32 protein-coding genes are annotated in these 23385 nt (G+C 37.7%); 8 read left to right on the forward strand and 24 right to left on the reverse strand.

Features of this window, described 5'->3' with window-relative positions; translation table 11 throughout:
- Positions 1 to 6: 6 nt before the first annotated feature.
- Positions 7 to 456, reverse strand: coding sequence for a GNAT family N-acetyltransferase (locus AC3CH7_RS01090; RefSeq protein ID WP_197149480.1), 450 nt, complete (start codon positions 454 to 456; stop codon positions 7 to 9).
- Between the two features lie 24 nt (positions 457 to 480).
- Complete coding sequence (locus tag AC3CH7_RS01095; RefSeq protein ID WP_012294064.1) at positions 481 to 798, reverse strand: MazG nucleotide pyrophosphohydrolase domain-containing protein; 318 nt, start codon at positions 796 to 798, stop codon at positions 481 to 483.
- Between the two features lie 80 nt (positions 799 to 878).
- Here AC3CH7_RS01095 and AC3CH7_RS01100 point away from each other — a divergent pair, with 80 nt between their 5' ends.
- Positions 879 to 1454 (forward strand): LOG family protein, encoded by a 576-nt coding sequence (locus tag AC3CH7_RS01100; RefSeq protein WP_031419819.1) that lies wholly within the window; start codon positions 879 to 881, stop codon positions 1452 to 1454.
- A 53-nt stretch (positions 1455 to 1507) separates the two neighbouring features.
- Here AC3CH7_RS01100 and AC3CH7_RS01105 read toward each other — a convergent pair whose 3' ends face one another.
- A complete protein-coding gene (locus AC3CH7_RS01105; RefSeq protein ID WP_012294062.1) occupies positions 1508 to 1699 on the reverse strand; it encodes a hypothetical protein in 192 nt (63 codons plus the stop codon).
- A gap of 326 nt (positions 1700 to 2025) precedes the next feature.
- On the opposite strand from AC3CH7_RS01105, the gene AC3CH7_RS01110 reads away from it, so the two are divergent.
- Both AC3CH7_RS01110 and AC3CH7_RS01115 read left to right on the forward strand, forming a co-directional pair.
- Complete coding sequence (locus tag AC3CH7_RS01110; RefSeq protein WP_012294061.1) at positions 2026 to 2271, forward strand: YkuS family protein; 246 nt, start codon at positions 2026 to 2028, stop codon at positions 2269 to 2271.
- 140 nt (positions 2272 to 2411) lie between these two features.
- Positions 2412 to 3578: a Ger(x)C family spore germination protein gene (locus AC3CH7_RS01115; RefSeq protein ID WP_198696011.1), complete on the forward strand. Its 1167-nt coding sequence runs from the start codon at positions 2412 to 2414 to the stop codon at positions 3576 to 3578.
- A gap of 38 nt (positions 3579 to 3616) precedes the next feature.
- Here AC3CH7_RS01115 and AC3CH7_RS01120 read toward each other — a convergent pair whose 3' ends face one another.
- The 7 genes from AC3CH7_RS01120 to AC3CH7_RS01150 all read right to left on the reverse strand — a co-directional run bounded on the left by AC3CH7_RS01120 (position 3617) and on the right by AC3CH7_RS01150 (position 9124).
- A complete protein-coding gene (locus tag AC3CH7_RS01120) occupies positions 3617 to 4276 on the reverse strand; it encodes an MBL fold metallo-hydrolase (RefSeq protein WP_036162693.1) in 660 nt (219 codons plus the stop codon).
- 97 nt (positions 4277 to 4373) lie between these two features.
- Positions 4374 to 5552: an MFS transporter gene (locus AC3CH7_RS01125; RefSeq protein WP_488381516.1), complete on the reverse strand. Its 1179-nt coding sequence runs from the start codon at positions 5550 to 5552 to the stop codon at positions 4374 to 4376.
- A 194-nt stretch (positions 5553 to 5746) separates the two neighbouring features.
- Positions 5747 to 5899: a hypothetical protein gene (locus AC3CH7_RS01130; protein ID WP_012294057.1), complete on the reverse strand. Its 153-nt coding sequence runs from the start codon at positions 5897 to 5899 to the stop codon at positions 5747 to 5749.
- A gap of 119 nt (positions 5900 to 6018) precedes the next feature.
- Complete coding sequence (locus AC3CH7_RS01135) at positions 6019 to 6150, reverse strand: hypothetical protein (protein WP_257216143.1); 132 nt, start codon at positions 6148 to 6150, stop codon at positions 6019 to 6021.
- A gap of 583 nt (positions 6151 to 6733) precedes the next feature.
- Complete coding sequence (locus tag AC3CH7_RS01140; protein ID WP_488381517.1) at positions 6734 to 7390, reverse strand: hypothetical protein; 657 nt, start codon at positions 7388 to 7390, stop codon at positions 6734 to 6736.
- A gap of 45 nt (positions 7391 to 7435) precedes the next feature.
- Positions 7436 to 8380, reverse strand: a complete 945-nt coding sequence (locus AC3CH7_RS01145; protein WP_488381518.1) for a PD-(D/E)XK nuclease family protein — start codon at positions 8378 to 8380, stop codon at positions 7436 to 7438.
- A 3-nt stretch (positions 8381 to 8383) separates the two neighbouring features.
- The gene (locus AC3CH7_RS01150) at positions 8384 to 9124 is read right to left on the reverse strand and encodes a sulfite exporter TauE/SafE family protein (protein ID WP_036215674.1); all 741 of its coding nucleotides are present in this window, start codon (positions 9122 to 9124) and stop codon (positions 8384 to 8386) included.
- Positions 9125 to 9215: 91 nt separating this feature from the next.
- On the opposite strand from AC3CH7_RS01150, the gene AC3CH7_RS01155 reads away from it, so the two are divergent.
- Positions 9216 to 9713 carry a DUF1648 domain-containing protein gene (locus AC3CH7_RS01155; protein ID WP_447402842.1) on the forward strand — a complete coding sequence of 166 codons (498 nt, stop codon included), beginning with the start codon at positions 9216 to 9218 and terminating at the stop codon, positions 9711 to 9713.
- A gap of 49 nt (positions 9714 to 9762) precedes the next feature.
- Here the strand turns inward: AC3CH7_RS01155 and AC3CH7_RS01160 are convergent, their stop codons facing one another.
- The 5 genes from AC3CH7_RS01160 to AC3CH7_RS01180 form a co-directional block, all read right to left on the reverse strand.
- Entirely contained in the window at positions 9763 to 10074 is a 312-nt protein-coding gene (locus AC3CH7_RS01160) for an RNHCP domain-containing protein (RefSeq protein ID WP_031419777.1), read from the reverse strand.
- A 360-nt stretch (positions 10075 to 10434) separates the two neighbouring features.
- Positions 10435 to 11067 carry a hypothetical protein gene (locus AC3CH7_RS01165; RefSeq protein WP_012294050.1) on the reverse strand — a complete coding sequence of 211 codons (633 nt, stop codon included), beginning with the start codon at positions 11065 to 11067 and terminating at the stop codon, positions 10435 to 10437.
- Positions 11068 to 11075: 8 nt separating this feature from the next.
- Positions 11076 to 11243, reverse strand: coding sequence for a hypothetical protein (locus tag AC3CH7_RS01170; RefSeq protein ID WP_008175876.1), 168 nt, complete (start codon positions 11241 to 11243; stop codon positions 11076 to 11078).
- The gene (locus AC3CH7_RS01175) at positions 11236 to 11421 is read right to left on the reverse strand and encodes a hypothetical protein (protein ID WP_031419772.1); all 186 of its coding nucleotides are present in this window, start codon (positions 11419 to 11421) and stop codon (positions 11236 to 11238) included. The genes AC3CH7_RS01170 and AC3CH7_RS01175 overlap by 8 nt, the downstream gene beginning before the upstream one ends.
- Positions 11422 to 11492: 71 nt before the next feature.
- The gene (locus tag AC3CH7_RS01180) at positions 11493 to 12092 is read right to left on the reverse strand and encodes a CPBP family intramembrane glutamic endopeptidase (RefSeq protein WP_012294048.1); all 600 of its coding nucleotides are present in this window, start codon (positions 12090 to 12092) and stop codon (positions 11493 to 11495) included.
- 229 nt (positions 12093 to 12321) lie between these two features.
- Here AC3CH7_RS01180 and AC3CH7_RS01185 point away from each other — a divergent pair, with 229 nt between their 5' ends.
- A complete protein-coding gene (locus tag AC3CH7_RS01185) occupies positions 12322 to 13005 on the forward strand; it encodes a class I SAM-dependent methyltransferase (RefSeq protein WP_012294047.1) in 684 nt (227 codons plus the stop codon).
- 100 nt (positions 13006 to 13105) lie between these two features.
- On the opposite strand, the gene AC3CH7_RS01190 is transcribed toward AC3CH7_RS01185, so the two are convergent.
- Positions 13106 to 13546 carry a GNAT family N-acetyltransferase gene (locus AC3CH7_RS01190; protein ID WP_036166314.1) on the reverse strand — a complete coding sequence of 147 codons (441 nt, stop codon included), beginning with the start codon at positions 13544 to 13546 and terminating at the stop codon, positions 13106 to 13108.
- A 110-nt stretch (positions 13547 to 13656) separates the two neighbouring features.
- Here AC3CH7_RS01190 and pdxR point away from each other — a divergent pair, with 110 nt between their 5' ends.
- Positions 13657 to 15066 (forward strand): MocR-like pyridoxine biosynthesis transcription factor PdxR, encoded by a 1410-nt coding sequence (pdxR, locus tag AC3CH7_RS01195; protein WP_447402841.1) that lies wholly within the window; start codon positions 13657 to 13659, stop codon positions 15064 to 15066.
- 52 nt (positions 15067 to 15118) lie between these two features.
- Here the strand turns inward: pdxR and AC3CH7_RS01200 are convergent, their stop codons facing one another.
- The 5 genes from AC3CH7_RS01200 to AC3CH7_RS01220 form a co-directional block, all read right to left on the reverse strand.
- Complete coding sequence (locus AC3CH7_RS01200) at positions 15119 to 16330, reverse strand: MFS transporter (protein WP_447402840.1); 1212 nt, start codon at positions 16328 to 16330, stop codon at positions 15119 to 15121.
- A gap of 526 nt (positions 16331 to 16856) precedes the next feature.
- The gene (locus AC3CH7_RS01205) at positions 16857 to 17375 is read right to left on the reverse strand and encodes a GNAT family N-acetyltransferase (protein ID WP_031419766.1); all 519 of its coding nucleotides are present in this window, start codon (positions 17373 to 17375) and stop codon (positions 16857 to 16859) included.
- 71 nt (positions 17376 to 17446) lie between these two features.
- Positions 17447 to 17584: a hypothetical protein gene (locus AC3CH7_RS01210; protein WP_447402839.1), complete on the reverse strand. Its 138-nt coding sequence runs from the start codon at positions 17582 to 17584 to the stop codon at positions 17447 to 17449.
- A 137-nt stretch (positions 17585 to 17721) separates the two neighbouring features.
- Entirely contained in the window at positions 17722 to 18945 is a 1224-nt protein-coding gene (locus AC3CH7_RS01215; RefSeq protein ID WP_031419764.1) for a GNAT family N-acetyltransferase, read from the reverse strand.
- Positions 18942 to 19670, reverse strand: coding sequence for an AAA family ATPase (locus AC3CH7_RS01220; RefSeq protein ID WP_012294040.1), 729 nt, complete (start codon positions 19668 to 19670; stop codon positions 18942 to 18944). The genes AC3CH7_RS01215 and AC3CH7_RS01220 overlap by 4 nt, the downstream gene beginning before the upstream one ends.
- A 526-nt stretch (positions 19671 to 20196) precedes the next feature.
- Here AC3CH7_RS01220 and AC3CH7_RS01225 point away from each other — a divergent pair.
- Together AC3CH7_RS01225 and fumC are read left to right on the forward strand one after the other, a co-directional pair.
- On the forward strand, positions 20197 to 20412 hold the full coding sequence (locus AC3CH7_RS01225; protein ID WP_012294039.1) for a hypothetical protein: 216 nt from the start codon (positions 20197 to 20199) through the stop codon (positions 20410 to 20412).
- Between the two features lie 275 nt (positions 20413 to 20687).
- Positions 20688 to 22079 (forward strand): class II fumarate hydratase, encoded by a 1392-nt coding sequence (gene fumC / locus AC3CH7_RS01230; RefSeq protein WP_488381519.1) that lies wholly within the window; start codon positions 20688 to 20690, stop codon positions 22077 to 22079.
- Positions 22080 to 22136: 57 nt separating this feature from the next.
- Here fumC and AC3CH7_RS01235 read toward each other — a convergent pair whose 3' ends face one another.
- The 3 genes from AC3CH7_RS01235 to AC3CH7_RS01245 all read right to left on the reverse strand — a co-directional run bounded on the left by AC3CH7_RS01235 (position 22137) and on the right by AC3CH7_RS01245 (position 23314).
- Positions 22137 to 22685, reverse strand: coding sequence for a GNAT family N-acetyltransferase (locus AC3CH7_RS01235; RefSeq protein WP_332290564.1), 549 nt, complete (start codon positions 22683 to 22685; stop codon positions 22137 to 22139).
- Positions 22686 to 22775: 90 nt separating this feature from the next.
- Positions 22776 to 22985 (reverse strand): hypothetical protein, encoded by a 210-nt coding sequence (locus tag AC3CH7_RS01240; protein WP_031419762.1) that lies wholly within the window; start codon positions 22983 to 22985, stop codon positions 22776 to 22778.
- 74 nt (positions 22986 to 23059) lie between these two features.
- Positions 23060 to 23314 carry a hypothetical protein gene (locus AC3CH7_RS01245; RefSeq protein WP_488381520.1) on the reverse strand — a complete coding sequence of 85 codons (255 nt, stop codon included), beginning with the start codon at positions 23312 to 23314 and terminating at the stop codon, positions 23060 to 23062.
- Between the last annotated feature and the right edge of the window lie 71 nt (positions 23315 to 23385).

Consider the following 23385-nt stretch of genomic DNA (forward strand, 5'->3'; position numbering starts at 1 on the left):
CTATTTTTAGAGACAGCCTTCTTTAGCATTAAATGTTTTGACCATTGTATAGTAGCTACTGCCAGGCGGATAATCTTTTATTTCCCCCACTACTTGATAGCCTCTTTCCTCATAAAACGTACGAGCTTGGAACGAATAGGTTGTAAGCAAAGCCTTCTTAGCACCCATTTCCTGTGCGGCTATTTCTACCTGTGCTAGCAGCTTACTGCCCAAGCCTTTTCCCCGATACGCTTCTTGAAACCAACATTTATGTATTTCCAGCCATCCCCAATAAACTTCAGCGGTCAAACCACCGACCCATTGCTGTTGTTGATCCGTTACGATCAAATGGAGAGGACGAACCGCTCCCTTCTGTCTACTTTCCCGATGATATGGAGAATGCTCATTATTAAAGCTACGAATTTTATCATGTAAAAAATTCGTAAAATCATCATACGGTTCATATAAAATAGAAATATGCGTATCGAAATGAAGTTCCTCCTAATCCTGATAACGTTTCAATAGTTTATCCTGATGCGCGACAAAAATTTCCTCAAGTGGTATATCATATTGATTGGCAATGACAATAATATTCCCTATTACATCGCCTAGCTCCTCAATGAGCTCTTGCTTATTTTCCTCATAGGTTGGTGTAATTTCATCTGGTCGATCTCGGCCAATTTCTAATGCTCGTATTGCTCTAGCTACCTCACCAGTTTCTTCAGCTAAAAAGCCAATTCGTGTAAATATGTTAAGCTCTGACCACCCGCGGCTTTCATAGTAGTCCTTTACCCAATGTTGAAACTCATTTAACTCCATTTTCGTTCCCCCTCCATTTCTTTCCTATTCAAATTAAATTATACTATAAAAGAATCTCATCAGATATGGAGGAGTCAACAATGAAAAGTATCGCAGTATTTTGCGGATCTAGTATCGGCGCTTTAGACGCCTATCGTGAAGGTGCAATTCAGCTAGGGAAAGAGTTAGCCAAACGTCAAATTACCCTTATTTATGGTGGGGCAAGCGTCGGCATTATGGCAACAGTGGCCAATACCGTGCTACAGGAAGGTGGAAAGGTTATTGGTGTGATTCCTACCTTGTTAGAGGAGCGTGAAATTGCTCATCAGCAGTTAACAGAGCTGATTGTTGTCAACACCATGCATGAACGCAAAAGTAAAATGATGGAACTAGCAGATGGCTTTATCGCCCTGCCTGGTGGTCCTGGTACACTAGAGGAATTTTTTGAAGTGTTTACTTGGAATCAAATCGGCCTCATTCAAAAACCTTGCGCCATTTTCAATATTGAACAGTATTTCGATTTATTAATCTCATTTTTTGATCATATGCAACAGGAACAATTTTTAAAGGCCCAATATCGGGAAGCCTTAATTGTTGAGGCAGAAGCTACAGCGCTTTTAGATCAATGTCAAAATTTTGTTCCTCCCGCTATAAAAACCTACGAGCTAAGCAAATAATCAGGTGGTAAGGGTAGTCATCCTTTTATTCGACTATGCTTACCACCCTTTTTTTATCTCGTCGCATCTCGCTTTTTCACCACGAATACAGCTACCAATACCATAATGAGCTTCACCACCATGATGATTACATATACACTAAATGATAGTATGGTCGGTAATAAAACAAGCCACCATGACCAAGTAATAATATCCGTTACCTTTAATAGGACAAAAACAATGGTCAATACTTCTGCAATGCCCATCTGTTCACCACCTTTGTATGTATGTTCACTATGTAGTAACTATATTCCTCAGTATAGGGTTCATGTAACAGGAGGAAGTACCATGTATCCTTTAGTTTGTACTTTTAAAAAAAGTTGTGTAGGCTCAATCAGAATTTGCATTTCCAGCCAAGCATAATCTGAAAGATAATGAATTTTTAACAGACAAACCATTAGCAACCATGATGAAGAGGAGATTTCTCATCATCATAGTTTGTCACTTTAACAGTCATGATCCACGTTCAAAAAAATAATATGAATAATGCGCTACATGTAATGGCACATTACTTATAGGAGGTGGACAAATTATGTCTAGAATTATTGGTGTTGAAGAGTCTTTATCCAATATTGAAGATGCTTTAAAAGCGAAAGGCTATGAAGTCATCCAGCTTCGAAATGAAGAGGATGCTAAAAAATGTGATGCCTGCATCATTACTGGTCAGGACCGAGACGTCATGGGGATTAGTGATCCAATTATAAAGGGTCCTGTCATTGATGCGAATGGGCTTTCAGCTAACGATGTCGTTCAGCGTGTCGAAAAATATTTCCATTAATGATGAAGTGCTGTCGCGTAAACATCGCGAGCAGCACTTTCTTATTTGGTTTTTTCCTTACATACTTATAATCTCTACTTATAATACACCTATTAGTTGTACAAAATAAATAATAGGAACTTTAAAAAGTAGGGAGACATATGAGCCAAAAAAATATATTGCTTGTTATTTTAATGCTTACGACCACACTACTCATGTCAGGCTGTTGGGATGTAACAGAACCCCAACGGATGTATTATGTGCAAGGTGTTGGTGTTGATTATAAGGATAATGAATATATAGCGTACATCCAACTTATGAACTTCGCCAACGTAGCAAAAATCGAACAATCGAACCCACAAGCAGCACCAACTGAAGTCGGTAAAGCTACAGGAAAAACTATCGAAGAAGCCATTTATAAATTGTATCGTTCAATGGACCAAGAAGTTTTTTGGGGACATATGACCTTTCTCCTTTTCTCGGAAAAAGCAATGGAAAGTGAACATGCCATTCCCATTATCGACACTTTTTTACGCTTTCGAGAAACAAGATACCATATTTGGGTCTATTGTACACAAGACCCTATCGAGGAAGTATTATTAGCATCTCCTATTCTTGAAAAATCGCCTACTTCTACCAAATTGAGTAATCCTAAAAATACTTCAAAACAAGAGTCGTTTGTAGAGCCTGTTAACTTGAGACAGCTAGTCATTGGGTTAAATGAGCCAAATCATGAAATGAAAGTCCCATTCATTTCCATCAATCAAGACTGGGAAACGGCAAAGGAATCCCGAACTGAAACCGTTTTTGCAGGTGTGGGCATTCTTTCAAAGAACGGTTTCAAGGGTTTTATTAAAGGCAATACAGCTCGAGGAATAGAATGGATGAATAATGCAACGAAGCAAGGGGAAATTACGATAAAATTAGACAATAGTGAGGAACGTGACTACTTAACCGTTGATATTAAAAAATTAGATGTCAATGTCAAACCGATTGTTCGAAACAATCAAGTGAAATTTGAAGTGTATTTAAAATTTAACACCATTTTGAATGGCTTTAAAGGGAAAGTGACACCGAGTCAAATCAGGAAAAAGGTGGAAAAAGAAGTCAAAAAGGAAATTATGGCTACTTTTGAGGAAGGCTTAAACTTGGATGCAGACGTCTTTCGTTTGTCAGAATATCTCTATCGTGACAATGTGAAGGTATGGAAAAAAATACAGAAGGATGGCAAAATCCCTTTAACCAAGGATTCCATCAGTAAAATCGATATTCATATCAACAAAGTAAGCCCCGGGCGAAAATCGTTTGAAGAAACTCTTACCGAATAACAATAAGAGACCACCCAATAATTGGAGTGGTCTCTTGTTTATGATAGCACTTGATGAAGCTGATCAAGGACCGCTCCTCTACTTATGCCCCCGTGATAGCAAACAACCGTCTCAATTTCGAGGTCTAGGTATTTTTTTAAAGACTCCTGAGCTTCCGCCAAATCTAATACGGATGGCTCATGGATACCCACAATATTGCCATCAACACTGTATAGCGAGTCTCCGGCAATTAACGTTTTGCTTTGTGTCAAATAAAGGCTAATATGTCCCGGCGTATGCCCAGGTGTATGGATGATTTGAATACCTCCACAAAACGGCAGTTCCTCACCATCACTTAAAGTCTTATCCACTCGCCCCTTAGGAGGATTCTCTAAATGTGCATCTTTTAATAAGGGTAGTTTCCCTTGAATATAAGGTTGCTCTAGTGCATGCGCGTATATTCGTATTTCCTGTGCACATGTATCTATTAAATCCGGCAGGCAACCAATATGATCCACATCCTGATGCGTGAGAATGACCGCCCTTAGCTGGTTCAATGAAACACCAACCTGTGCCATAGCCTCTCGCAATTCTTCCATTTGTCCAGGAAAACCTGCGTCTATTAAAACAGCCATATCTTGATCCCACAAAAGCGTAGGATGAATCATGAATCCTTGATAATTCAGTTCCAGTACCTTTACGCCTTTCGATATTTCTATAGCATTCGCCCCCTTTGCCAAACATGAAGAGATAATGTGATCCTCTATTTAGTTTCTGCTTTCAGACTAAAATTTCCTGCCAACCCCATCATGGACTTTAAAATTTTGTAGTCTGTATGTGATTATTTTTTCTCGTTCTCTTAGCATCTATATAAACGAACAGAGCAACAAGTAGAAAGCTTAGACTAACAAGACGGAAAATCATCTCTACACTCATCCATTCAGCTAAAAGCCCTAATATAAAGGCACTAATGCCAACTCCACTATCAAAACTAGAAAGAAATGTTGCATTAGCCGCACCACTTTTTGCCTCACTGACTTTTTGAACAGTCCATGTTTGTAAACAAGGCATAACTGTTCCATAGCCTGCTCCGAACAGGATGGCTGCGATAATAAGCAACCAACTATTAGTCGCGTAAGACAACACCATCAATGATAAAAACCCTACTACTGCTGACACAATGATAATAGACCATGGCCCCGTTTTATCAAACCATTTTCCTGTAAAGGGACGTAGTAAGGTGGAAACAATTGCATTGATAAGGAAAAATAAAAAAATATGATCTAATCCTCTTTGTTCGCCGTATAGCACTAGGAAGGTAATAATTGCACCAAAGCCAAGCGTCGTCATAACAGTCAATAATGCTTGAAACCATACTTCTTTCTCAAAAATTGCTTCCATAAATTGAAATGGCTGTTTCTCATGCTTAACCGGTTCAGCCGAATAAACAAATTGAAGTGCTATCACTGCCAAAAGGCAAAGCATGCAAGAAGAATAGATTAATATACTGAAAGAAAAAGAATGATAGAGTAGAATGCCTAAGCTAGGGGCAATAATAGCTCCTACGGTTGTCGAAATAGAAAAATAGCCTATCCCTTCACCTAATCTAGTTTTAGGAATTAAATCCACCGCCATTGTACTATTTGCAGTAGTCGACACTCCCCATGTGGCTCCATGGAAAAACCGTAACAGTAGAATGAGCCAAATCGTGTTCATAAAGGGATAAATGATTGTAATAATCATTAGCGTTATGCCTGCCCCCATAGCTAAACCTTTTCTATTGTTATCGACTAAATAATAGCCTACAAAAGGTCGAATAATAATAGCGCCTATTGTAAATACTGTAGTCACTAACCCTACCTGAAAGGGAGAAGCATGTAAGCTCATCAAATAGGCAGGTAGAATAGGTAGTAACATTTCAAATCCTATAAAAGTTAAAAAGTTACTCATAAATAATAAAAGAAATGCTGAAGTAAAAATAGTTTGTTTATTCATTTTAAAATTCCTCGCTTCTAATTAATCTTTTAAATTAGAAGCGCTTGGCACACTGAAACATTCCTAAATTGCCTTAACTTTTTCAGCAATAGTCTCACCCTTTCAAAAATTTTTTGGTCAATTATTTTTTTTAAAACGCAAAAAGACGCCAGAAAACCGGCGTCAGGAAATGCATAGAGTATTTTAAAAAAACTTTATCTATTAAATACAAGGGCAAAAAGCTTCCGGTTGCTGAATTCTATATGAAGTTTCGCTAAAAAAAGACAGACTGGTCCCGTTGAATTGACATCAGCTAATTGTAAAAATGTCTTTACTTCCATTGCAGCCATTCTAAAAATAGTATCCATCACTTTTTGCCTCCTTTCGAAATATCAATACATTATAATCTAATACAAAATAATTAAAAATGCAAATTCAGTTTTCCGCCATCACAATCATTTAGCGCCACTTCGTACAACCTAGGAACTTATCTGTGCACAATATACCCCACCTTACGTGGAGCCACTACGTTTTGCTTTTCAACACTTTTCATACGATCATCTGGATTTTTTTTCATAGGAGTTATCAAAAGTTCAAACATGGTTAGTTGTTTAGCCATATTCATCCCCCCTTATGATTTTAAAAAATGAACATACTATTGCCTACTTTTCTTATATATGATTCATAACTCGTTTTTATACTAGCCATTTCCTTTCAAAAGAGAGTCATACTCAAAAAAATATAGACAACTTTATCCCTAGTTCTTTCATTTAAATAAAAAAGAGCAGCCTGATTTACAATCTACTAGGAAGTAAAAGGTATCCTACTAGTAAAAGGACTGGCATCAAGGAAACAATTAAAGCCACTATTTTCAACTTCCCTTTTTGGCTAAAAAGAGCGGCTAGAAATGAAGCTAATATTAAGGAGATGACCACAATGTCCCCAATTTCAGAGGTTCCATTCACTACAATGGGGGTAATAAAAGCAAAAAGAATGAACAAAGAAAATAATAACAATGAAAACATACTCAAATATTTTCTAAACACCATTACTTCACCCCATCATGGTTTTTTCTTCCATTATTTTAACATAAATCATTTCATTTCTTATTCAACTAAACCGCTCAGAAGTTAAATAAAAAAGAGCTGCACATGCAACTCCTAAGCTACTACCTACACTTCAACTGTTTTAACAACACTTTCTTATAAAATTCGTGCAGTCTTCCCGTCGATAATTTTAACATGTATATACGACGAACCTCCACCTTGAATAAAATGGTTTGGCACTTCAGATACATCAAGGAATTCCTTTATATGAATGGACTTTTTACGGTTAGGCTCAATCGTCATAAAATAAGGACCAGCTACATTCATGAGCGACTCCATACGCTGTCCTTTTTCCGTTAAATGATCATCTAAAAACTCTAGCTCAAATGACACCGCTTCATTACTTCGATTTTGTAATTCAAGATGACATTCTCCCTGTAATATATGTTGGCTAACTACATCAAATTGGCATTCGCCATTCTCTGTATAGGAAATCGCCATGATGCCGCTAGCGAAAGTCTCTTGATAGATGGTTATCAGAAGTAAAGGGAAAAAGGTAAAGGTGATTAGCACTACACCAATCGAAAGCAGATGGAATTTTTTTATACCTTTGACCAATAAAATCACAGCAAGGATAAAGAGAACTGAACCAAGTATACCAAGCAACACATAGCCCTCATCTTTGAGGATAGGAAACGACATAAAAGAAATTCGAGCATTCAGCATTTGATAATTAGGAAATGGGAAAAATAAACACATACAAATTCCTAAAAGGATAATGGAAGTAACAAGCGCCTTTTTATTTCTTATCATTTTCCCCCTCCTCTTGTACAAATGAAAATAGGCGATGCTCCATTTCTACTTTTGCGCACATAATTCTCTAAAATTGCATCCACGACAATGCCATTTTTCTTGTGTTTGATCAAAATCCACAAGGTCTACAGGCTCGTTGGAAAAAATATCGGCTTGATACTTTTTCATTTCTAACACACTATACTGAAATGTATGTAAAATATTTTCCATATCAATATCGGTGAAGCTATATTTTTTCCGTTTTCCCGTTAGTAAATATTCATTATAGACCTCGATTTGCTCAAGCGGCACCCGATATTTTTGCTGCACATAATAGGCATAGAGGGCTAATTGCTGACGATCATCATCTGACTCTCCCCCCGTCTTCCAGTCCACGATAACCCATTTATCTGTTAGTTCATTAAAGTAATGAAAATCCATTACAACAAACACTTGGATATCGTTGATTTTCATCGAGCGAAATTGTTCTGGTTCTCCAATTCGTAAAGAGCCTCTTTGTGATGTAATTTGTTGAAATGTTTCACTTATCAAAAAATGCTCAAAGACAAGCTGGATTCGTTCTTTATAATCCTGTACTAGGTCAGAAGAAAGTTTGCCAGAATAGTATATTTCCTGCATCATATAATATTTATTTGGCTTGTGCCTCCAAGATTCAAGATGGCGAGTAGAATCTATAAATGCCGCATTCAGCTGTCCTCTAGCTCCATGAATCAGCTCCTCTAATGTGGGGGGCTGTCTAGTTTGTAAATAATCATTAATAGCCTGCTCAATAAAACGGTGAACAATTTGCCCAAATAAAATAGGCATGGGCTGCAGCTTTTTCAAACGATAAACAAGTTGATGATAAGGCTCCACATTGTAGCTCAGCCACCCGTTATGAGAAAAATAATATTCATAGCCATATTTACGGGCACAGCTTGTTAGCGTTTTATGGCGTGACAGTGACCACGAAAAGGTAGGATATGGTGTAATTTCAAACAGGACAATCACCTCCTATAACTGCTGTATAAAATCATAAACAAGCTGTACGATCAACACAATGGTTACAATACGGAGTAGGAGTTTTACTTGATTTGCTTTCACCTTTCTCGCTAAAACAATGCCTATTTGCGCACCAATCGTAGAGCCTACCATTAAAATCAATGTAAGTGGCCATTCAATTTTTCCCGTAGCAATATAAGTAATTGCTGCTCCTGAGCACATGGCGAATACACCTACCCTTGAGAGTCCAACTGCTTTAATATAAGAAATTTTCTCATGAGCATATGTATAAAGGGCTAGTGTACTACTGCCAGGCCCAAACATACCATCATAAAAACCAACTCCAAGAAGGATTGGACCATTTTTTCGATTCATCTTAAAGAGTTCTTTATGGCCAAAATCAGCCCCACCCATAAAGGACATCATTAACGCAAAGCCTAGTAAAACGATGGCAATAAACGTCAATGCTTGGCTACTCATAAACGAAGCAAAAAGTCCACCCAATGTTCCACCGATTAACGATACTAATAAGACTGGCTGCATTTCTGACCATGCTAATTCTTTTCGTTTATAGATCGTATAAAAGCTCGAAAAAGCACTTACCATATTGGACACTTTATTGGCGCCAATGGCAGAATGAACTGGCACCCCCATTAACATCATCGTTGGTAAGGTGATTAAACCACCGCCACCCACTAATGTACCAATGACATTCCCAATGATTCCAATGAATAAAAATAACAAGTATTCCATCATATCCTTCTTTCTCTCTCACAAAAGCAATCATTCTATGATACAGTATAACAGATTGTAATTTTGAATGAGGATGGAAATGAGGGCAAGGATGCAAACACAACAAAAAACACCAACACCACGCTTTTGTCACCAGCTAACGATCGTCGTGGCCATCATTTTTTTAGCTGGCTTCACAGCTACACTGATTCAATATCAAAAGCTTCCTGCAACGATTCCAGTTTTACAAAGCTTTACGAGTGACCACGCACAATTCGGACCAAAAATCGCCATATTTTATTTACCTTTTATTGCACTTATGCTATTTTTACTTTTGCACTATTTAGAGATGAAAGCAGCCTATCCTGTGATGCGTAAAAATAAACCGCCGCTGTCCCATAGTCAGCGTCAAAATGGCATCATGACATTTTGTCTCATAAAAAATAGTATTTTATTGTACTTTACGTACTCCCTTTTCAATGACCTTACGATCGCACTTGGGCACGATCGTATTTTACAGCAATGGCATGCGTATCTCTTTCTTTTCTTGCTCTGTGGTATTTTCAGTATGGGAATCGTACGAGGCATTTTATTGAATAAAAAGCATTAAAAAAGACGTATTAAAGAGTGGCTCTTTAATACGTCTTCCAAACATGAAACTACTCTATGGATTGCATAAATAAAATAAGCTGATCCTCTTGTATGCAATCGATGGCAACTTTATTACGTGACAGGTGACCACATTTTTTACATTGATGTACAATTTGATAACCTTTTTTAGATGAATAATCAATAGTAATCGGTTGCATTAACCCTTTACATGGATTGGCTCTATCACCAGGTATAATATCTAGGTGCTTAGAATATAAACAATGTGGGCAATGATTGCGGAAACTACCATTGTTTAATGGGATCACGTCCAGCCCACACTGCTCACAATGAAATGCTGTATTTTCAGTTTTTCTACTCAATTGTTCTTCCTCCAAGACGATTTTTTCATCTTTGGAGAAAGGGTTCCGTTTTGTTTTTCTAAATTAATAGTATTAGGCTTTGATCATGATTTAACCCATTCACCGTTTCGCTCTACAAAACGATTACTTCTAGTTCCACCTTCAAAAGAACATTTTTCATCTCTTTATCCGAACCACGATTGACTTTAGACTATTGTATCAACCACTGTAAGACGGACCTCTCCACCTTCCACTAGTCGGTGCTCATTGATCATCACTAACTTAGGCATTCGTCCCCTTATGAACAATTGTAGGATATCTATTTACCTTCAAATGATCGACTCCTCATACGTTTCATGTTTTATTTAGTATACCAAATAGTTATTCACCATCCAATTCTCTTTCCATTTGTCTAAAATTATGTATTAAACCATACTTTTGTACACCACGCGCTTGTTCGATGCTAGCATCAGCCCATTGGCGGAACAATTCTTTATTGTTTTGGCTATGGGCGTAAACTGCCTCTACAGCAGGTTGCATCCAAGGCTGTGTCAGCTTGTCACTTCTCATAGCTGCCGTTCGACCTTCCATGGCTGCAATATAGCAAAGGGCGTAGCTTGACAATGGCTCCTTGTTAATTTGCTGGGCAGCAGCCTTTGCCGCTCCAAGATTTTTTTCCATAATCGCTTTCGTAAATAGGTAATTGTTTTTGATAGCTGGCTGCTTATAATGGTGGATGATGACATCCATAGCACGAATCTGTTCGTCTACCGTTTCATAAGCGGATGCATAGAGAGCCGCAAATATTGGTTCTTTCTGACGGCGCTTCACCCATTTATCTACAAGTTCCATATTGTTTGTTCGATATAAAATATGTACATGACGATAAATAATAGCTACCACGAACAAAGCAATTATACCGAGGGAAAAGGATAGCCGCACCCCTGATAAAGATAGCCCCATTGCCAGCAAAATAATGGCTAAATAAATGACTGTTAATTGAACAATTTTCATAATGCCTCCTACTGCAGCTTCCTGCGCATCTTACGTGAAAAGATGAAACCCGCTCCTATAAAGAAGACAAGTGCCATTACTTTCATGATAGGAATGATAAAAAGCTTACTGATGAGGAAAACAACGACTATATAATAGACCACCATTGCCAATAAAAATAATGTTAGCTTATTCACGCGGCTCCCTACTTTCCTCTAATGCCGCCTCAATCGCGGCAAGCGCTTTTGGACCCATTCCATGTAAATGAGCTAAAGTGGAAAGCTCAACGTTTTCCAGCTGTTTCAATTGTGTATAGCCTGCTGCTTGTAATGCACGAATTGCAGGCTTGGCTACTCCCTTTGGCCATTCTGTCATGTTTGCACTTCCCTTCACGAAAAATCTTCTCTGCCCTATTATGCAAGTGACGTCAAAGAAATGCAAATAAGTCAAAAAGATAGAATTTGAAACAATGATAAGCAAGCAGTCATTAAATTAGTCAAACTATGAATACTCCAGCTTGTCACAATGGAACCTCCGCCAACTCGCTCATTCATCCATCCCATTACATAGCCTGCAAGCCCTGTAGATAGTACAACTAACAAGATGATTGGAAATGGTAATACCGTCCACAACAGAGCCCCATGAATACACCCAAAAACGAGGCTTTGTAGCAAATTTCCGACTTGGAAACCAAAGGATTTTGCCAGCCTTTTCAATAAAAAACCACGGAACAATAGCTCCTCTGATAAGCCGGTTTGAATCATAGCATATAGAAGAGCGGGTATGAGCCCCGCTAAGCCAAGGCCAGCAAATTGATTGGACGCTAATATGGAACCATCCATATAAAAAAAGACGAGAGCGAAATTAGGCATCACTACTATTACAATAGAAAGTATATAAAATATGGCATATTTCCCCTTATCGACAATAATAGGCCTATGCAACCCTAACCATTCAAGAAAGGGTTGTTCCTTTTTTGCTGAAAAACTCCACCAAACAAACGGTATGACTGAAAATAACAACACTTGCACAATAGCATTAATCATATTTTCTCCCCCTATTCATTACGTTAAGTGTAGAAGAAAGAGCTATTAAATTCAATAATAATTTAATGATAATCATTAAATTATTAATCTTAAATATTAATTATTCATCGTTTCACTTTAATTATAATCGGGTGAGATTTCTTTGTTGTGCTTTGGTAAAATTTCATATATACTCAATTACAGACTATTAAGGTCTTTAATGTATGTAATAGTATTGGAGGTAATAACTATGAATATACATCTATTAGAGAAGGCTCGCATCTATGAACAAAGTACTCGTATCTCTGTACCAGCTTATGACACTTTATTCGCCATGACACAAGCCTATTTCCGAGCTCATTTAGGTGAGCAAGACTCATCCCTGCTAGTTGTAGGAGCTGGGGGCGGTAATGAGCTATCCGCATGGGGACCCTCTAATCCAAACTGGACTTTTACAGGTATTGACCCGTCTGAAGAGATGCTACAAATTGCTCAGTATAAGGCACAGCAATTATCTATAGAAAGCCGAGTTCAGCTTCTTCAAGGAACCATCGATACCTTGCCCCCCTCTCCATTAACCTATGATGCTGCTAGCTGCATCCTTGTGCTGCATTTTATCGAAAATCGACAGCAAAAACTTAACTTATTACACAACATTCATGCGCAATTAAAGCCCGGGAAACCTTTTATCCTCGCATGTGCTTATGGAGATCGAAATAGTGACGAACTGCAAGATCGCATTAAAATCTGGCAAAGCTTCTTTTTAGACGCAGGATACAAAAAAGCTAAGGTCGAAGATATGGGGAAAGTCATTATGAATATCTCTTTCCTATCCGATCAAGACATGCAGGAATTACTGAAAGAGGCTGGATTTAAGCAGGTTACTCGCTTTTTCACTTCTGGTCTTTTTGCAGGCTGGATGAGTCATGCCTAACCGAAAGCCCCCGCCATTTAGCTCAATTGGTGGGGGCTTTCACCAGGTGATTAGTAGATTTCATACAAACAATGACTTTTAAAAACTATAGCGCCGCTTTTCACCAATACATACTGTAGTAATACACATGATCATCTGTGGTCATCCCTACTTTTTCATAGAGCTTTTGGGCATTAACATTGTCCTTTGCTGTTTCGAGCATCAAGTAACGAGCGTTCTCCTGCTGGCAATAGATGTAGCATTGTTCGATTAATGCTTTGGCCACCCCTTTTTTTCTAGCATGCACTGCCACAAATAAATCATTTAAAATAAATGCCCTTTTCATAGCTACGGATGAAAAGGTAGGAAATAGCTGCGCAAAACCTACTGGTTCCCCATTCAAGTATGCGAGAAAAATAGTGGATTGCTCCTTTTCTACACGTTCTTGGATAAACTGTTCGGCTTGCTTTAAATCAGTCGGTTGTCCATAAAACTCACGATAAGCATTAAATAACGGGACCACATCCCTAATTGTTGTCTGTGATACAGTACAAATATTCATATTCTACTCCCCATTTCAATTTATTGGTCATTCTAGTATGATGGTAGTAGATTATCTGACATTTCAAAAGAGACAGTTTCAAACATTTCAACATGTCGATGAGGTGCATTATGGACGATTTCATCTTTTTATTAACGGACAAAGAAGCCAAATATAAACAAATCTATCAGCAACTGAAAACCCTCATTATGGAAGGCACATTGGAAAAGAATGATACCCTGCCTTCTATTCGGAAGCTAGCAGAAACTTTGCAGGTGAGTCGCAATACGACATTAACGGCCTACGATCAGCTTGTAGCTGAGGGGTATATTCGAGGTGAAGGTCGGAAAGGGTACTTTGTGAATGCGTTGGAGCAAGTTTTCTTACAAGAGCAACCACAGCCTATTCAATCGAAGCCAATAAAGGATACTTCGGCATTACTTGTGAATTTCCTAGCTGGGGCTGTCGATCAACAACACTTTCCCATCAAGGCCTGGCGTCAAATCGCCAATCAGGTTTTACAGGAGCCAGCCTGTTATCAATATGGGGCACTGTTTGGAGAGCCTATACTAAAAGAACAGCTTGTCCAGTATTTACTACAGGCAAGAGGGCTCTATACCAATCATGAAAATATCATTATTGGAAGTAGTACACAGCAGATGCTTCTGTATCTTGCATTTTTACTGAAGGAAAATTTCCCTAGCATACTGCTGGAGGACCCAGGCTATGATGGGGCTCGGGAGGCATTTCAATTACATAACTTTGACATTGAGACCTTACCTGTGTTCGAAGCAGGTGCACAGCTTGATGTCTTAACAAATTGTCTTTCACGTCTCTTGTATGTCACACCTTCACACCATTTCCCCTATGGTGTCTCGATGAACATTCAACAACGGCAAGCACTGATACAATGGGCACAAAAAGTGAATGGCTATATTCTTGAGGATGATTATGATGGAGAATTTCGCTATACACAACAGCCATTCCCTGCCCTTTCCTCCATCGACCCATCTCGGGTAATTTATTTGGGTACATTCTCGAAATCCTTTTTACCAGGCATACGAATAAGCTATATGGTGTTACCTAATGCCCTCGTGCAGCCTTACAAAAGGAAATTTGCTCATTTTGAACAAAACGCATCCACCCTTCATCAACGCACCATGGCCCAATTTATGGCGCAAGGCGAATGGACACGCCATATTAAAAGAATGCGTCTAACCTATAAACAAAAAATGCATTGCCTTGTGCAGGAGCTACAACAACAATTCGGAGAGCAAATCACTATTTTAGGCGAACAATCGGGCCTCTATGTATTAGTGAAAATAAAGACTTCACTTTCTGAACAACAGCTCATCCAACAAGCAGAGTCCCACGGTGTAAGAGTTTATCCAACCAGTCCGTTTTTTCTCCAGCAAGCAAGTATAGAACCGATGCTACAACTAGGCTTCAGTAAGTTATCAATGGAAGAAATTAAATTAGGCGTTCAACTACTAAAAAAAGCATGGTCACCCCTTCAAAATAACACCTTTTTCGTACAATGAGTTTCATAAAAAGGACCATCAAAAATATGATGGTCCAACTTCTTCTTTCATTTTATTGTTTTAAAACATTTCTAACAAACAGTTGCTTATTTTTGTGAGCGATTACACTGACTATCGCAAGTAATAGCCCCGAAATGACAAAAACCAGTCTAATTCCTACTAAATCTGCTATTACCCCCATAACAAGAGAGCCAATGCCGAAAATCCCAGTCCCGATAGCACCTAATGAAGTATAAACCGTTGATAACTGTTCTTTTGACACACTGGTTTGTATCACTGTTTGTTGAGGAATTTGTTTAATTTGTCCAAAAAGCCCTACACAAAGTGATAAAAGTAAGGAAATCATTGGAATGCTGTTTATGCTAAATAACATTGTAAATATGAAGCTTGCAAAGGAACCGACAAAAATATAGGCTCCTATTTTCTCTTCCACCACAGAAGAAAATTTAATACAATAGGCACTTCCTAAAATCAACCCTAAAAAGTTGGCTCCATTGATAAATCCCCACCATTTTTCATCAACGTTCAAAGCATCGCTGACAAACACATATAAAATAGCAGCTATCCAAACTGTTGCTGCAATTGTTTCTAAAAATTCTATCCAAGCAATCCTTTTTAAAACTGGCGTATTAGATAAAGTTTGCCAACCCTCTTTAATCTTTTCAAGTTTCCCCTTTATTTCGGTTGATGGATGATTGTTTACACTTTCTAGCAGACAAAGTAATACGCTTGCCGTGACAAATAAACATCCAACTAACCAAATCAGTTGTTGAGCGCTCATAATAATTAACAAGGAACTTCCTACGAACCACATACCTGCTTGGATGACCTGCGTAATCGTTTCCGAAATTCCATTAGCTTGAAGTAGCTTTTCAGGTTTAACATAGTATGGAGTCAATGTCTGCCTGATTGGGTTAGCACATCCATCAAGAAAAGCAATCATTCCTATTATGAAAAAGATAAAATAATAATTAGCTGCTGATAAACCCATTACCATAAACCCTAGAATAAAGAGTAAAATCGTTTTTGCAATTTGTGACCCAGCTAGTAACCATTTAAGATTTAGTTTCTCCACCAAAAGAGGTGTCAGCAGACTAGATATAAACATAGAAGAGGCAATTGTAAATGGCACAAACGATGCTGCAATGGCAGAGCCTGTTAACAAAAAAATTGTACTTATAACACTGACTATATATAATACATCGCCTATATTAGCGAGTGACTGACCTAAAAGTAATAAAGAAAAATTTCTATTCAATTTCATTTTATATCCCCCGATATTTCAATCTGATTTTGGCTAAATAGGGGAATATTAGATTGGACTATTCATTGAAATTTGACTCCTATCATCTAGCGGATAAATCTGGGGGATATCGATTTATCACAAGTTTTTTGATCTTCCATACATATTTAAATGAATTATAGCATTGTTTCTTTAACTATTACACATTCATAGTAAATTATTACCACATTTTAAGTTCATTCAATAACCAATCCTTCTTCAACTCAATTGCTCCATTTGTACAATAAATAAAAAAGAGCTGTCTACAGTCTTTTTTATTTTACATGAGACAAAGTAAAGTCGTTGATTTCTACTACGGGCAGACGATATCCGCGGTCGGGGTCTAGCTGCTTCCCTTGAGGAGTATAGTGAAATCAGCAATAATTTACCAATATTAGAAATGAAAGAGAAAGAAAAATGACAAAATCCATGGAGAGTGAGCTACTCGATGGATTTTGTCTACAGTCTGGGAGCTGTCTAAACAGCTCAATACTCTTCATCTGTTAGTTTAACAAGGCGAAATAGTTAAAGCATAATAGATGAAATTTAATTTCTGACCATTCATTTCGAAACTCTCACTACTAGTCGTTATTTTCTCAAAACCATTTTTTTCTAAAACTCTTTGAGAAGCTATGTTATTTGTTGTTGTTTCCGCCTTAATTTGTTTTATATCCTCATCAGCTATTGTTTCAATTAATTTTTGTAATGCTTGATTAGCAATTCCTTTTCCAGTATGTTCTTGCCCCACCCTATAACCGAGATGACCGATTTTATGAAATCTATCAATATCCACTAAATTTATTCTTCCTAGAATAGAACTATCTTCATTTTTAATTAAATAGAAATATGACCCTCCCTGAGCTTGTTCTTCAAGTAAAGCTTCGTGTCTTTTTTTAAAAATCTCAGGGTTATAGTATTCTTCTCCACGAGTAGGTACCATTTCTTCGAAAAATTTTCTGTTTTCAAGTTCAAATTTATACAAACTTTCGGCATCTGCCACTTGTAATCGTTCAATATATAGATCCATATAATAAAAACTCCATTCCAATAGGACTCTACCCTTTACTTGAAGTAAAATCCCCCTATTGGCAAATGCCTTTATTTTTTATCTCTTATTTCTTCCAGTATTACGATGACACGATTGTTTTGTTTTTCAATGGACTTCAACCTTTTTTCAATTAGGCTAGAAGAGAAAAACACAATGAGTACAATAGCTATTCCGACTATTAAATCCATTTCTATCCCCCTCACTATATCCATGAATGTCTATGTATTTAAAGGTACAACCTTGTTCAACTATGCAGTAACATTATGACAAATAAAAGCTGAACTATTGTGAGAAGTAGTTCAGCTCAATATGCTGTTTCATGTGCCTAGAAATAATCAATGAAGGTCGGTATGCCTACGGGTAATATGTCCTCCAGTAAGGCAATTTCCTCTTTACGTCCCTGTAACCGTTCGATTTTTTCTAAATAGCTTGGTCGTTTATAGCCTAGCAGCATCGTGGCCAAGGTTTGCACCGTTAAATGGACAGCATTTTCATTTAATGTCTCACTCACCTTTTGGACAGACAGCTTACCATCCACCATTTTGATGATGAAGGTACCATTATTCCAAGCTACAATCCGATCTGTTACGGCTAGCTGAAGTTCAAAGTCTTGACTGACAAATGGATAGCGTAATAAAAACTCTTTAACATCCACAATTCTCGCCATAAAATAAGGAGAGACCTTTTGAATAATCTCACTATCCTCTAATAGAAATGCTACGGCTTCATTACCTGTCGTTTTCCCATAGACATTATAAATCATGGAGCTATGGGCAGAGACAAAATTCCATAACCCTTTACGTGCTTCTTCCTGTAAATAGACGATTTCATCAATATAATAATTTTCCTCCATAATACGATAGAACATATAGCCCTGCGCCACATCTCCTTCATCGTAGTAGACGGCAGCCTGCAGGTTAACATCACTGTCAATGAATTTCTCTTCCCAGAAATCCTCCTGAAACTTCTCATTCCACGCAATGCTATTTCGCACCATTACCCCATGTGTTTTTTCGGCATATCGGGCGTAGATATCCACTACATCCTGATGCTTTGGATCGACACGTCGAATTTTCCCATTGAGTCCGGCATAATGCGGGAGCTGTGTATCCTTCACTTGGAACTCTACAATGTCACTCATAATTTCCCATCCCTTTTTTCGGTAATAGGGAATTGAATATGGAAATAAATAGGATATACATTGTCCCTCGTTGCGCATACTTTGTAGGCTTTCAATAATCAAGCTCTCCATCAAGCCATGGCCCGAATACTCTGGGTAGGTGCCAACTGCTGTAATCCCCCCCATTTCATAAATCTTCCCATGGACATTGACTTCAAAAGGCAAACTTAAAATTTGCGATACTAAATGCGAGCCATCAAACCATCCGATGGCATGTCCCTCATTAAATTGTCTACTTTTCGCATTCACAAAACGACGGTCCTTATGAATAGACATGGACATTTGAAAGACATAATTTAATAAGTCAATAGATTGTGCCATTTCATCCAATCGAATTTCTCGCATGACTAAGCCTTTTCGTTGATTCATGATTCCCTCTCCTCATCAAATAACTCACTAAAAATAGTTTGCGGTGCATCTAAAAACCGTTTGGTGACAATGTAATGAATGGAATCCTCATAACGGATTGTTTCAATTTCATCATTGTCAAAGCTATAAATCGTTGCATTAGGATAGCCCAGTAAAATCGGTGAATGTGTGGCAATAATAAATTGTGCCTCATGCTCTAGATCCTTCATAATTTTCAACAAACTTAATTGCCTTGTTGGAGACAATGCTGCCTCGGGCTCATCCAATAAATAAATCGCTTTACCCTTAAAACGATTCATAAATAATGCCAGAAAGGATTCACCATGGGATTGGTGATGTAGAGATTTTCCACCAAAAGCGTTATATCTCCTTGGATCTTCTATCAAATCAATATGACTGGCAAATTGATAAAATGTTTCGGATCGAAGAAAAAAACCATTTGAAATTTTCGGCATCCACGACAAACGGATATACTCACCCAGTGAAGATTCTGCCTTATGTACTTCATACAGATTTTGGCGGCCACCACCTGCCGTATTAAAATCGCAACGATCTGCAATGGCTTCCAGTAAGGTTGATTTACCCGAGCCATTTTCCCCAACAAAGAAGGTCACATTAGTTGGAAACTCCAACTCCTGTAAATCCTGCAAGCTCGGGATATTAAAAGGATACATTTGTTTATTAGGAATCGTGTCCTGTAGCACTTTACATGATTTTAAATACATTTTATTTCCTCCTTCCTCTTATTATAACGAACAATGTCTCTACTGAAACGTTATCGCACTACCTCTTTGATAAAAAAGAATTAAGAATAGTCAATCACATCATAAAGTCATTATTTTTTCAATGAAAGTTCACAGCAGGAATAGTGCAAAATTGAGCGCTCGTAGTCCCACTCAACACCGCCATTATGTAAGAGATATTTCCCGAGAAATAAATAAGAAATATGTCGAAAGTTGCAATTTCATTCCGTGAAATTATGTCATATTTTTGATTTTTATAAAATTAAGTGGCAGCGTGATTCTCGGTATGAAAGAAATTTTTCAATTGCGAAGAATGTAATTTCCCAGCAATATTCAACGGAGTTCTATGATTATACCCAAGATCATCAGCATTTTTGCAGGCCATGGTCCTTTATATGCTGTTTGAGTAACAAATTTTCTCCGTGCACCTATTCCATCTATAAAAGTTCTAGAAACTAGGCTCCCCTCATAAATTGAGTAACAATCAAATGTTAGAAGGAGAAGAACAATGTTTGTCACTCATTATTATGAAAATAAAACGTCCGTATTAAGCCAATTGCTCGTCAAACTCCCTGCCATCGAAGAGGATATTCGTATTAAAGGACGAAAGGCAAAGGTAACTGAGGTGCTTCAAATTGACGACCACCATTATCATGTGAAAATTATTTTTGAGAAAGTTCCTAAAAAGCAGCCACTTAAAGATTTAGGTAAGAAAAAGAGATAATCTATAACGTTTATTTCCTCTAAATTCGGGAATAACCATAGTACTATTGCGAATTATTCTCACCCTATTATTTCTCCAAACAAATTTGTTGACATTTTAATTGATAACAATTATCATTATCAATAGATTATTTCTTTTCTCCAAATTGCTTATTTCAGAATCCCCCTCTTTTTTGAATAAGCATGTATCAAACGGATATTCTTACATCAGACTAAGAGTATCCGTTTTTATCTGTATATTGGAGGAATTTTACATAATAAAGGAGCTGTTTTGACATGGATTATCGTATTGAAAAAGACACTATGGGAGAAATCAAAGTACCTGCTGATAAAATTTGGGGTGCGCAAACACAGCGCAGTAAAGAAAATTTCCAAATTGGCACGGAACAAATGCCTATTGAGCTTGTGCAGGCGATGGCTATTTTAAAGAAAAGTGCTGCAATCGCGAACAATAAACTAGGCAAGCTTTCAGATCTTAAAGCGAATGTAATCGTTCAGGCAGCAGATGAAGTTTTAAATGGACAATGGGATGATCAATTCCCACTAGTTGTTTGGCAAACTGGCAGTGGTACACAATCAAACATGAACGTTAATGAGGTGATTGCACACCGCGCGAACCAACTTTTACAGGATGCTGGTGAGGCAGATCGCATTCATCCGAACGATGATGTCAATAAATCACAAAGCTCGAATGATACATTTCCAACTGCATTGCATATTGCGGCAGTTTTAAAAGTGGAAGATTATTTATTACCACGACTACGATTATTAAAATCAACTTTGGAAGACAAAGCCACTCAATTTAAAGATATTATTAAAATTGGTCGTACACATTTACAGGATGCCACACCTCTTACATTGGGTCAGGAAATTAGCGGCTGGGCAGCTATGCTAGAGAAATCCGAGCATATGATTATTCAAAATATAGACTATATGAAAGAGCTTGCGATTGGTGGAACAGCGGTTGGTACTGGGATCAATGCACATCCAGAATTTGGTGATCGTGTTGCGGCGGAAATCAGTGAGCTAACAGGCAAAACATTCGCCTCTGCTGCAAATAAATTCCATGCATTAACAAGCCATGATGAAGCCGTTGTTGTACATGGCGCTCTCAAAGCTTTAGCAACTGATTTAATGAAAATTGCCAATGACGTTCGTTGGCTTGCAAGTGGGCCACGCTCAGGGATTGGTGAAATTACGATCCCAGAAAATGAGCCAGGCTCTTCCATTATGCCTGGTAAAGTAAATCCTACACAAAGTGAAGCGATGACAATGGTAGTCACACAAGTAGTAGGAAATGACGCGACGATTGCTTTCGCAGCATCTCAAGGGAATTTTGAACTAAACGTCTTTAAGCCAGTCATCATTTATAACTTCTTACAATCAACTCGCCTATTAGCAGATACAATGAAATCATTTAATGACCATTGTGCAATTGGCATTGAGCCGAATAAAGAAGTACTCGATCATAACTTACAAAACTCATTAATGCTTGTAACAGCATTAAATCCATATATCGGCTATGAAAGCGCAGCAAAAATTGCGAAAAAAGCTCACAAAGAAGGCACTACGTTAAAAGCAGCAGCTATTGCAAGTGGTCTGCTAACAGAAGAGCAGTTCGATGAATATGTTGACCCCGCTACAATGATTTACCCGAACGTAAAATAATGTAAGAATAAGTATATGGTTAAAGGATTGGGGTCATTTTCCCAATCCTTTTATTTTTCACGATTCTAGACTATGATTTTTCATATTGATTAGAGAATAAACATACGTATCATATGGCACATTATTTTGATGCATATATTTCTTTAATAAGCCTTCTTTTTCAAAGCCTACTTTTGTTAATAGCTTGTTGGAAGCATCATTTTCTGTGAAAACAATGGCTCCTATACGTAATAACTCCATCTCTTGAAAGCCAAATGAAATGACTTTGTTCAGCGCCTCTTGTGCATAGCCTTTTCCCCAACTGTCAGGGAAAAGGGCATAGCTTATCTCAGCTCTCTTATGCTCTGTTGCCCATTCTTGAAATCCAATAGTACCTATTAGGCCTTCTCGCCCCTTCAGTTCTATCCCCCATTTAATGCCTTGTTGTTCCTCATAGTTTTTTGAAAAACGATTAATGATTTGTTTAACTTGCTCTAAACTAGTTAATGGATTTTGACCGTAATGACGTAATACGTCAGGGTTAGAAAAGCAATTTAAAATAGCTTGCGCGTCCTTTTCTGTAATTTCTCGTAACACTAATCGATCCGTATTTAAAGTAGGGAACATGTGGCCACCTCTTTCAAGTATGTTATATCTTCCATATTTTATATGAAAAGAGCAAAGATTGCTTTATTTATTTTTTAGTAAACACGATTGTTATTTAAGTTTAATTTTTTGAATGTCAGCAACAACTATAGATTCTGCCTCTATTTTCATATATTGATATGTAGATTTCTTCAAATAGCCTTCTTTGTTTAAATACTCTTTTAGGTCTGATTTTTTCTCAAATATTTTTTCGTTCACCCATTGCTCGTAATCCTGCTCATCATTCCCTTTCGTCATGGTCATCACATAGACTTTCGTCATACGCATCTCCCTCTCCCTTGGTTCATGCCACACTGATGCACCTCATAAAAAATACCCTGTCAGTGGACAGGGCGTCAGCAACGAAGCTGTTGATATCGTAAAAAAATAAGTACTGGTGGACGAACGTCTAAACTATTTATCGACATGACCATTTTGTCATTCCTTTTCCCTTGGAATGGCTGCATGATCATCGGCTTTAAACGACGGGTTGTCCGTTTCTTTTTGTTAGGCTTGCTACCGTAGTATGTTAATGGTAATAGCTGTCGCTTTGATTGTTTGATGTTGCGGTGGTGTTTTGGGTTCCATATACAATGTTGAGTAATACGCATCCGCAATGACAATCACATAAATAATCAAAAGTAATCGTTTTGTTCAATAGCTCAAAAATTTCAATTCTCCC

This window comes from Lysinibacillus sp. F12 (assembly GCF_057773605.1).

What these genes read in the sequence shown, in the direction of transcription:
- AC3CH7_RS01095 (WP_012294064.1), bottom strand. Translation starts at nt 798, where the DNA reads ATGGAGTTAAATGAGTTTCAACATTGGGTAAAGGACTACTATGAAAGC.
- AC3CH7_RS01240 (WP_031419762.1), bottom strand. Translation starts at nt 22,985, where the DNA reads ATGACGAAAGTCTATGTGATGACCATGACGAAAGGGAATGATGAGCAG.
- AC3CH7_RS01130 (WP_012294057.1), bottom strand. Translation starts at nt 5,899, where the DNA reads ATGGATACTATTTTTAGAATGGCTGCAATGGAAGTAAAGACATTTTTA.
- AC3CH7_RS01115 (WP_198696011.1), top strand. Translation starts at nt 2,412, where the DNA reads ATGAGCCAAAAAAATATATTGCTTGTTATTTTAATGCTTACGACCACA.
- AC3CH7_RS01155 (WP_447402842.1), top strand. Translation starts at nt 9,216, where the DNA reads ATGCAAACACAACAAAAAACACCAACACCACGCTTTTGTCACCAGCTA.
- AC3CH7_RS01150 (WP_036215674.1), bottom strand. Translation starts at nt 9,124, where the DNA reads ATGGAATACTTGTTATTTTTATTCATTGGAATCATTGGGAATGTCATT.
- AC3CH7_RS01235 (WP_332290564.1), bottom strand. Translation starts at nt 22,685, where the DNA reads ATGTTCCCTACTTTAAATACGGATCGATTAGTGTTACGAGAAATTACA.
- AC3CH7_RS01225 (WP_012294039.1), top strand. Translation starts at nt 20,197, where the DNA reads ATGTTTGTCACTCATTATTATGAAAATAAAACGTCCGTATTAAGCCAA.
- AC3CH7_RS01215 (WP_031419764.1), bottom strand. Translation starts at nt 18,945, where the DNA reads ATGAATCAACGAAAAGGCTTAGTCATGCGAGAAATTCGATTGGATGAA.
- AC3CH7_RS01110 (WP_012294061.1), top strand. Translation starts at nt 2,026, where the DNA reads ATGTCTAGAATTATTGGTGTTGAAGAGTCTTTATCCAATATTGAAGAT.
- AC3CH7_RS01185 (WP_012294047.1), top strand. Translation starts at nt 12,322, where the DNA reads ATGAATATACATCTATTAGAGAAGGCTCGCATCTATGAACAAAGTACT.
- AC3CH7_RS01180 (WP_012294048.1), bottom strand. Translation starts at nt 12,092, where the DNA reads ATGATTAATGCTATTGTGCAAGTGTTGTTATTTTCAGTCATACCGTTT.
- AC3CH7_RS01220 (WP_012294040.1), bottom strand. Translation starts at nt 19,670, where the DNA reads ATGTATTTAAAATCATGTAAAGTGCTACAGGACACGATTCCTAATAAA.
- AC3CH7_RS01245 (WP_488381520.1), bottom strand. Translation starts at nt 23,314, where the DNA reads ATGCGTATTACTCAACATTGTATATGGAACCCAAAACACCACCGCAAC.
- pdxR (WP_447402841.1), top strand. Translation starts at nt 13,657, where the DNA reads ATGGACGATTTCATCTTTTTATTAACGGACAAAGAAGCCAAATATAAA.
- AC3CH7_RS01100 (WP_031419819.1), top strand. Translation starts at nt 879, where the DNA reads ATGAAAAGTATCGCAGTATTTTGCGGATCTAGTATCGGCGCTTTAGAC.
- AC3CH7_RS01165 (WP_012294050.1), bottom strand. Translation starts at nt 11,067, where the DNA reads ATGAAAATTGTTCAATTAACAGTCATTTATTTAGCCATTATTTTGCTG.
- AC3CH7_RS01175 (WP_031419772.1), bottom strand. Translation starts at nt 11,421, where the DNA reads ATGACAGAATGGCCAAAGGGAGTAGCCAAGCCTGCAATTCGTGCATTA.
- AC3CH7_RS01135 (WP_257216143.1), bottom strand. Translation starts at nt 6,150, where the DNA reads ATGGCTAAACAACTAACCATGTTTGAACTTTTGATAACTCCTATGAAA.
- AC3CH7_RS01190 (WP_036166314.1), bottom strand. Translation starts at nt 13,546, where the DNA reads ATGAATATTTGTACTGTATCACAGACAACAATTAGGGATGTGGTCCCG.
- AC3CH7_RS01105 (WP_012294062.1), bottom strand. Translation starts at nt 1,699, where the DNA reads ATGGGCATTGCAGAAGTATTGACCATTGTTTTTGTCCTATTAAAGGTA.
- AC3CH7_RS01205 (WP_031419766.1), bottom strand. Translation starts at nt 17,375, where the DNA reads ATGGATCTATATATTGAACGATTACAAGTGGCAGATGCCGAAAGTTTG.
- fumC (WP_488381519.1), top strand. Translation starts at nt 20,688, where the DNA reads ATGGATTATCGTATTGAAAAAGACACTATGGGAGAAATCAAAGTACCT.
- AC3CH7_RS01200 (WP_447402840.1), bottom strand. Translation starts at nt 16,330, where the DNA reads ATGAAATTGAATAGAAATTTTTCTTTATTACTTTTAGGTCAGTCACTC.
- AC3CH7_RS01140 (WP_488381517.1), bottom strand. Translation starts at nt 7,390, where the DNA reads ATGATAAGAAATAAAAAGGCGCTTGTTACTTCCATTATCCTTTTAGGA.
- AC3CH7_RS01210 (WP_447402839.1), bottom strand. Translation starts at nt 17,584, where the DNA reads ATGGATTTAATAGTCGGAATAGCTATTGTACTCATTGTGTTTTTCTCT.
- AC3CH7_RS01125 (WP_488381516.1), bottom strand. Translation starts at nt 5,552, where the DNA reads ATGAATAAACAAACTATTTTTACTTCAGCATTTCTTTTATTATTTATG.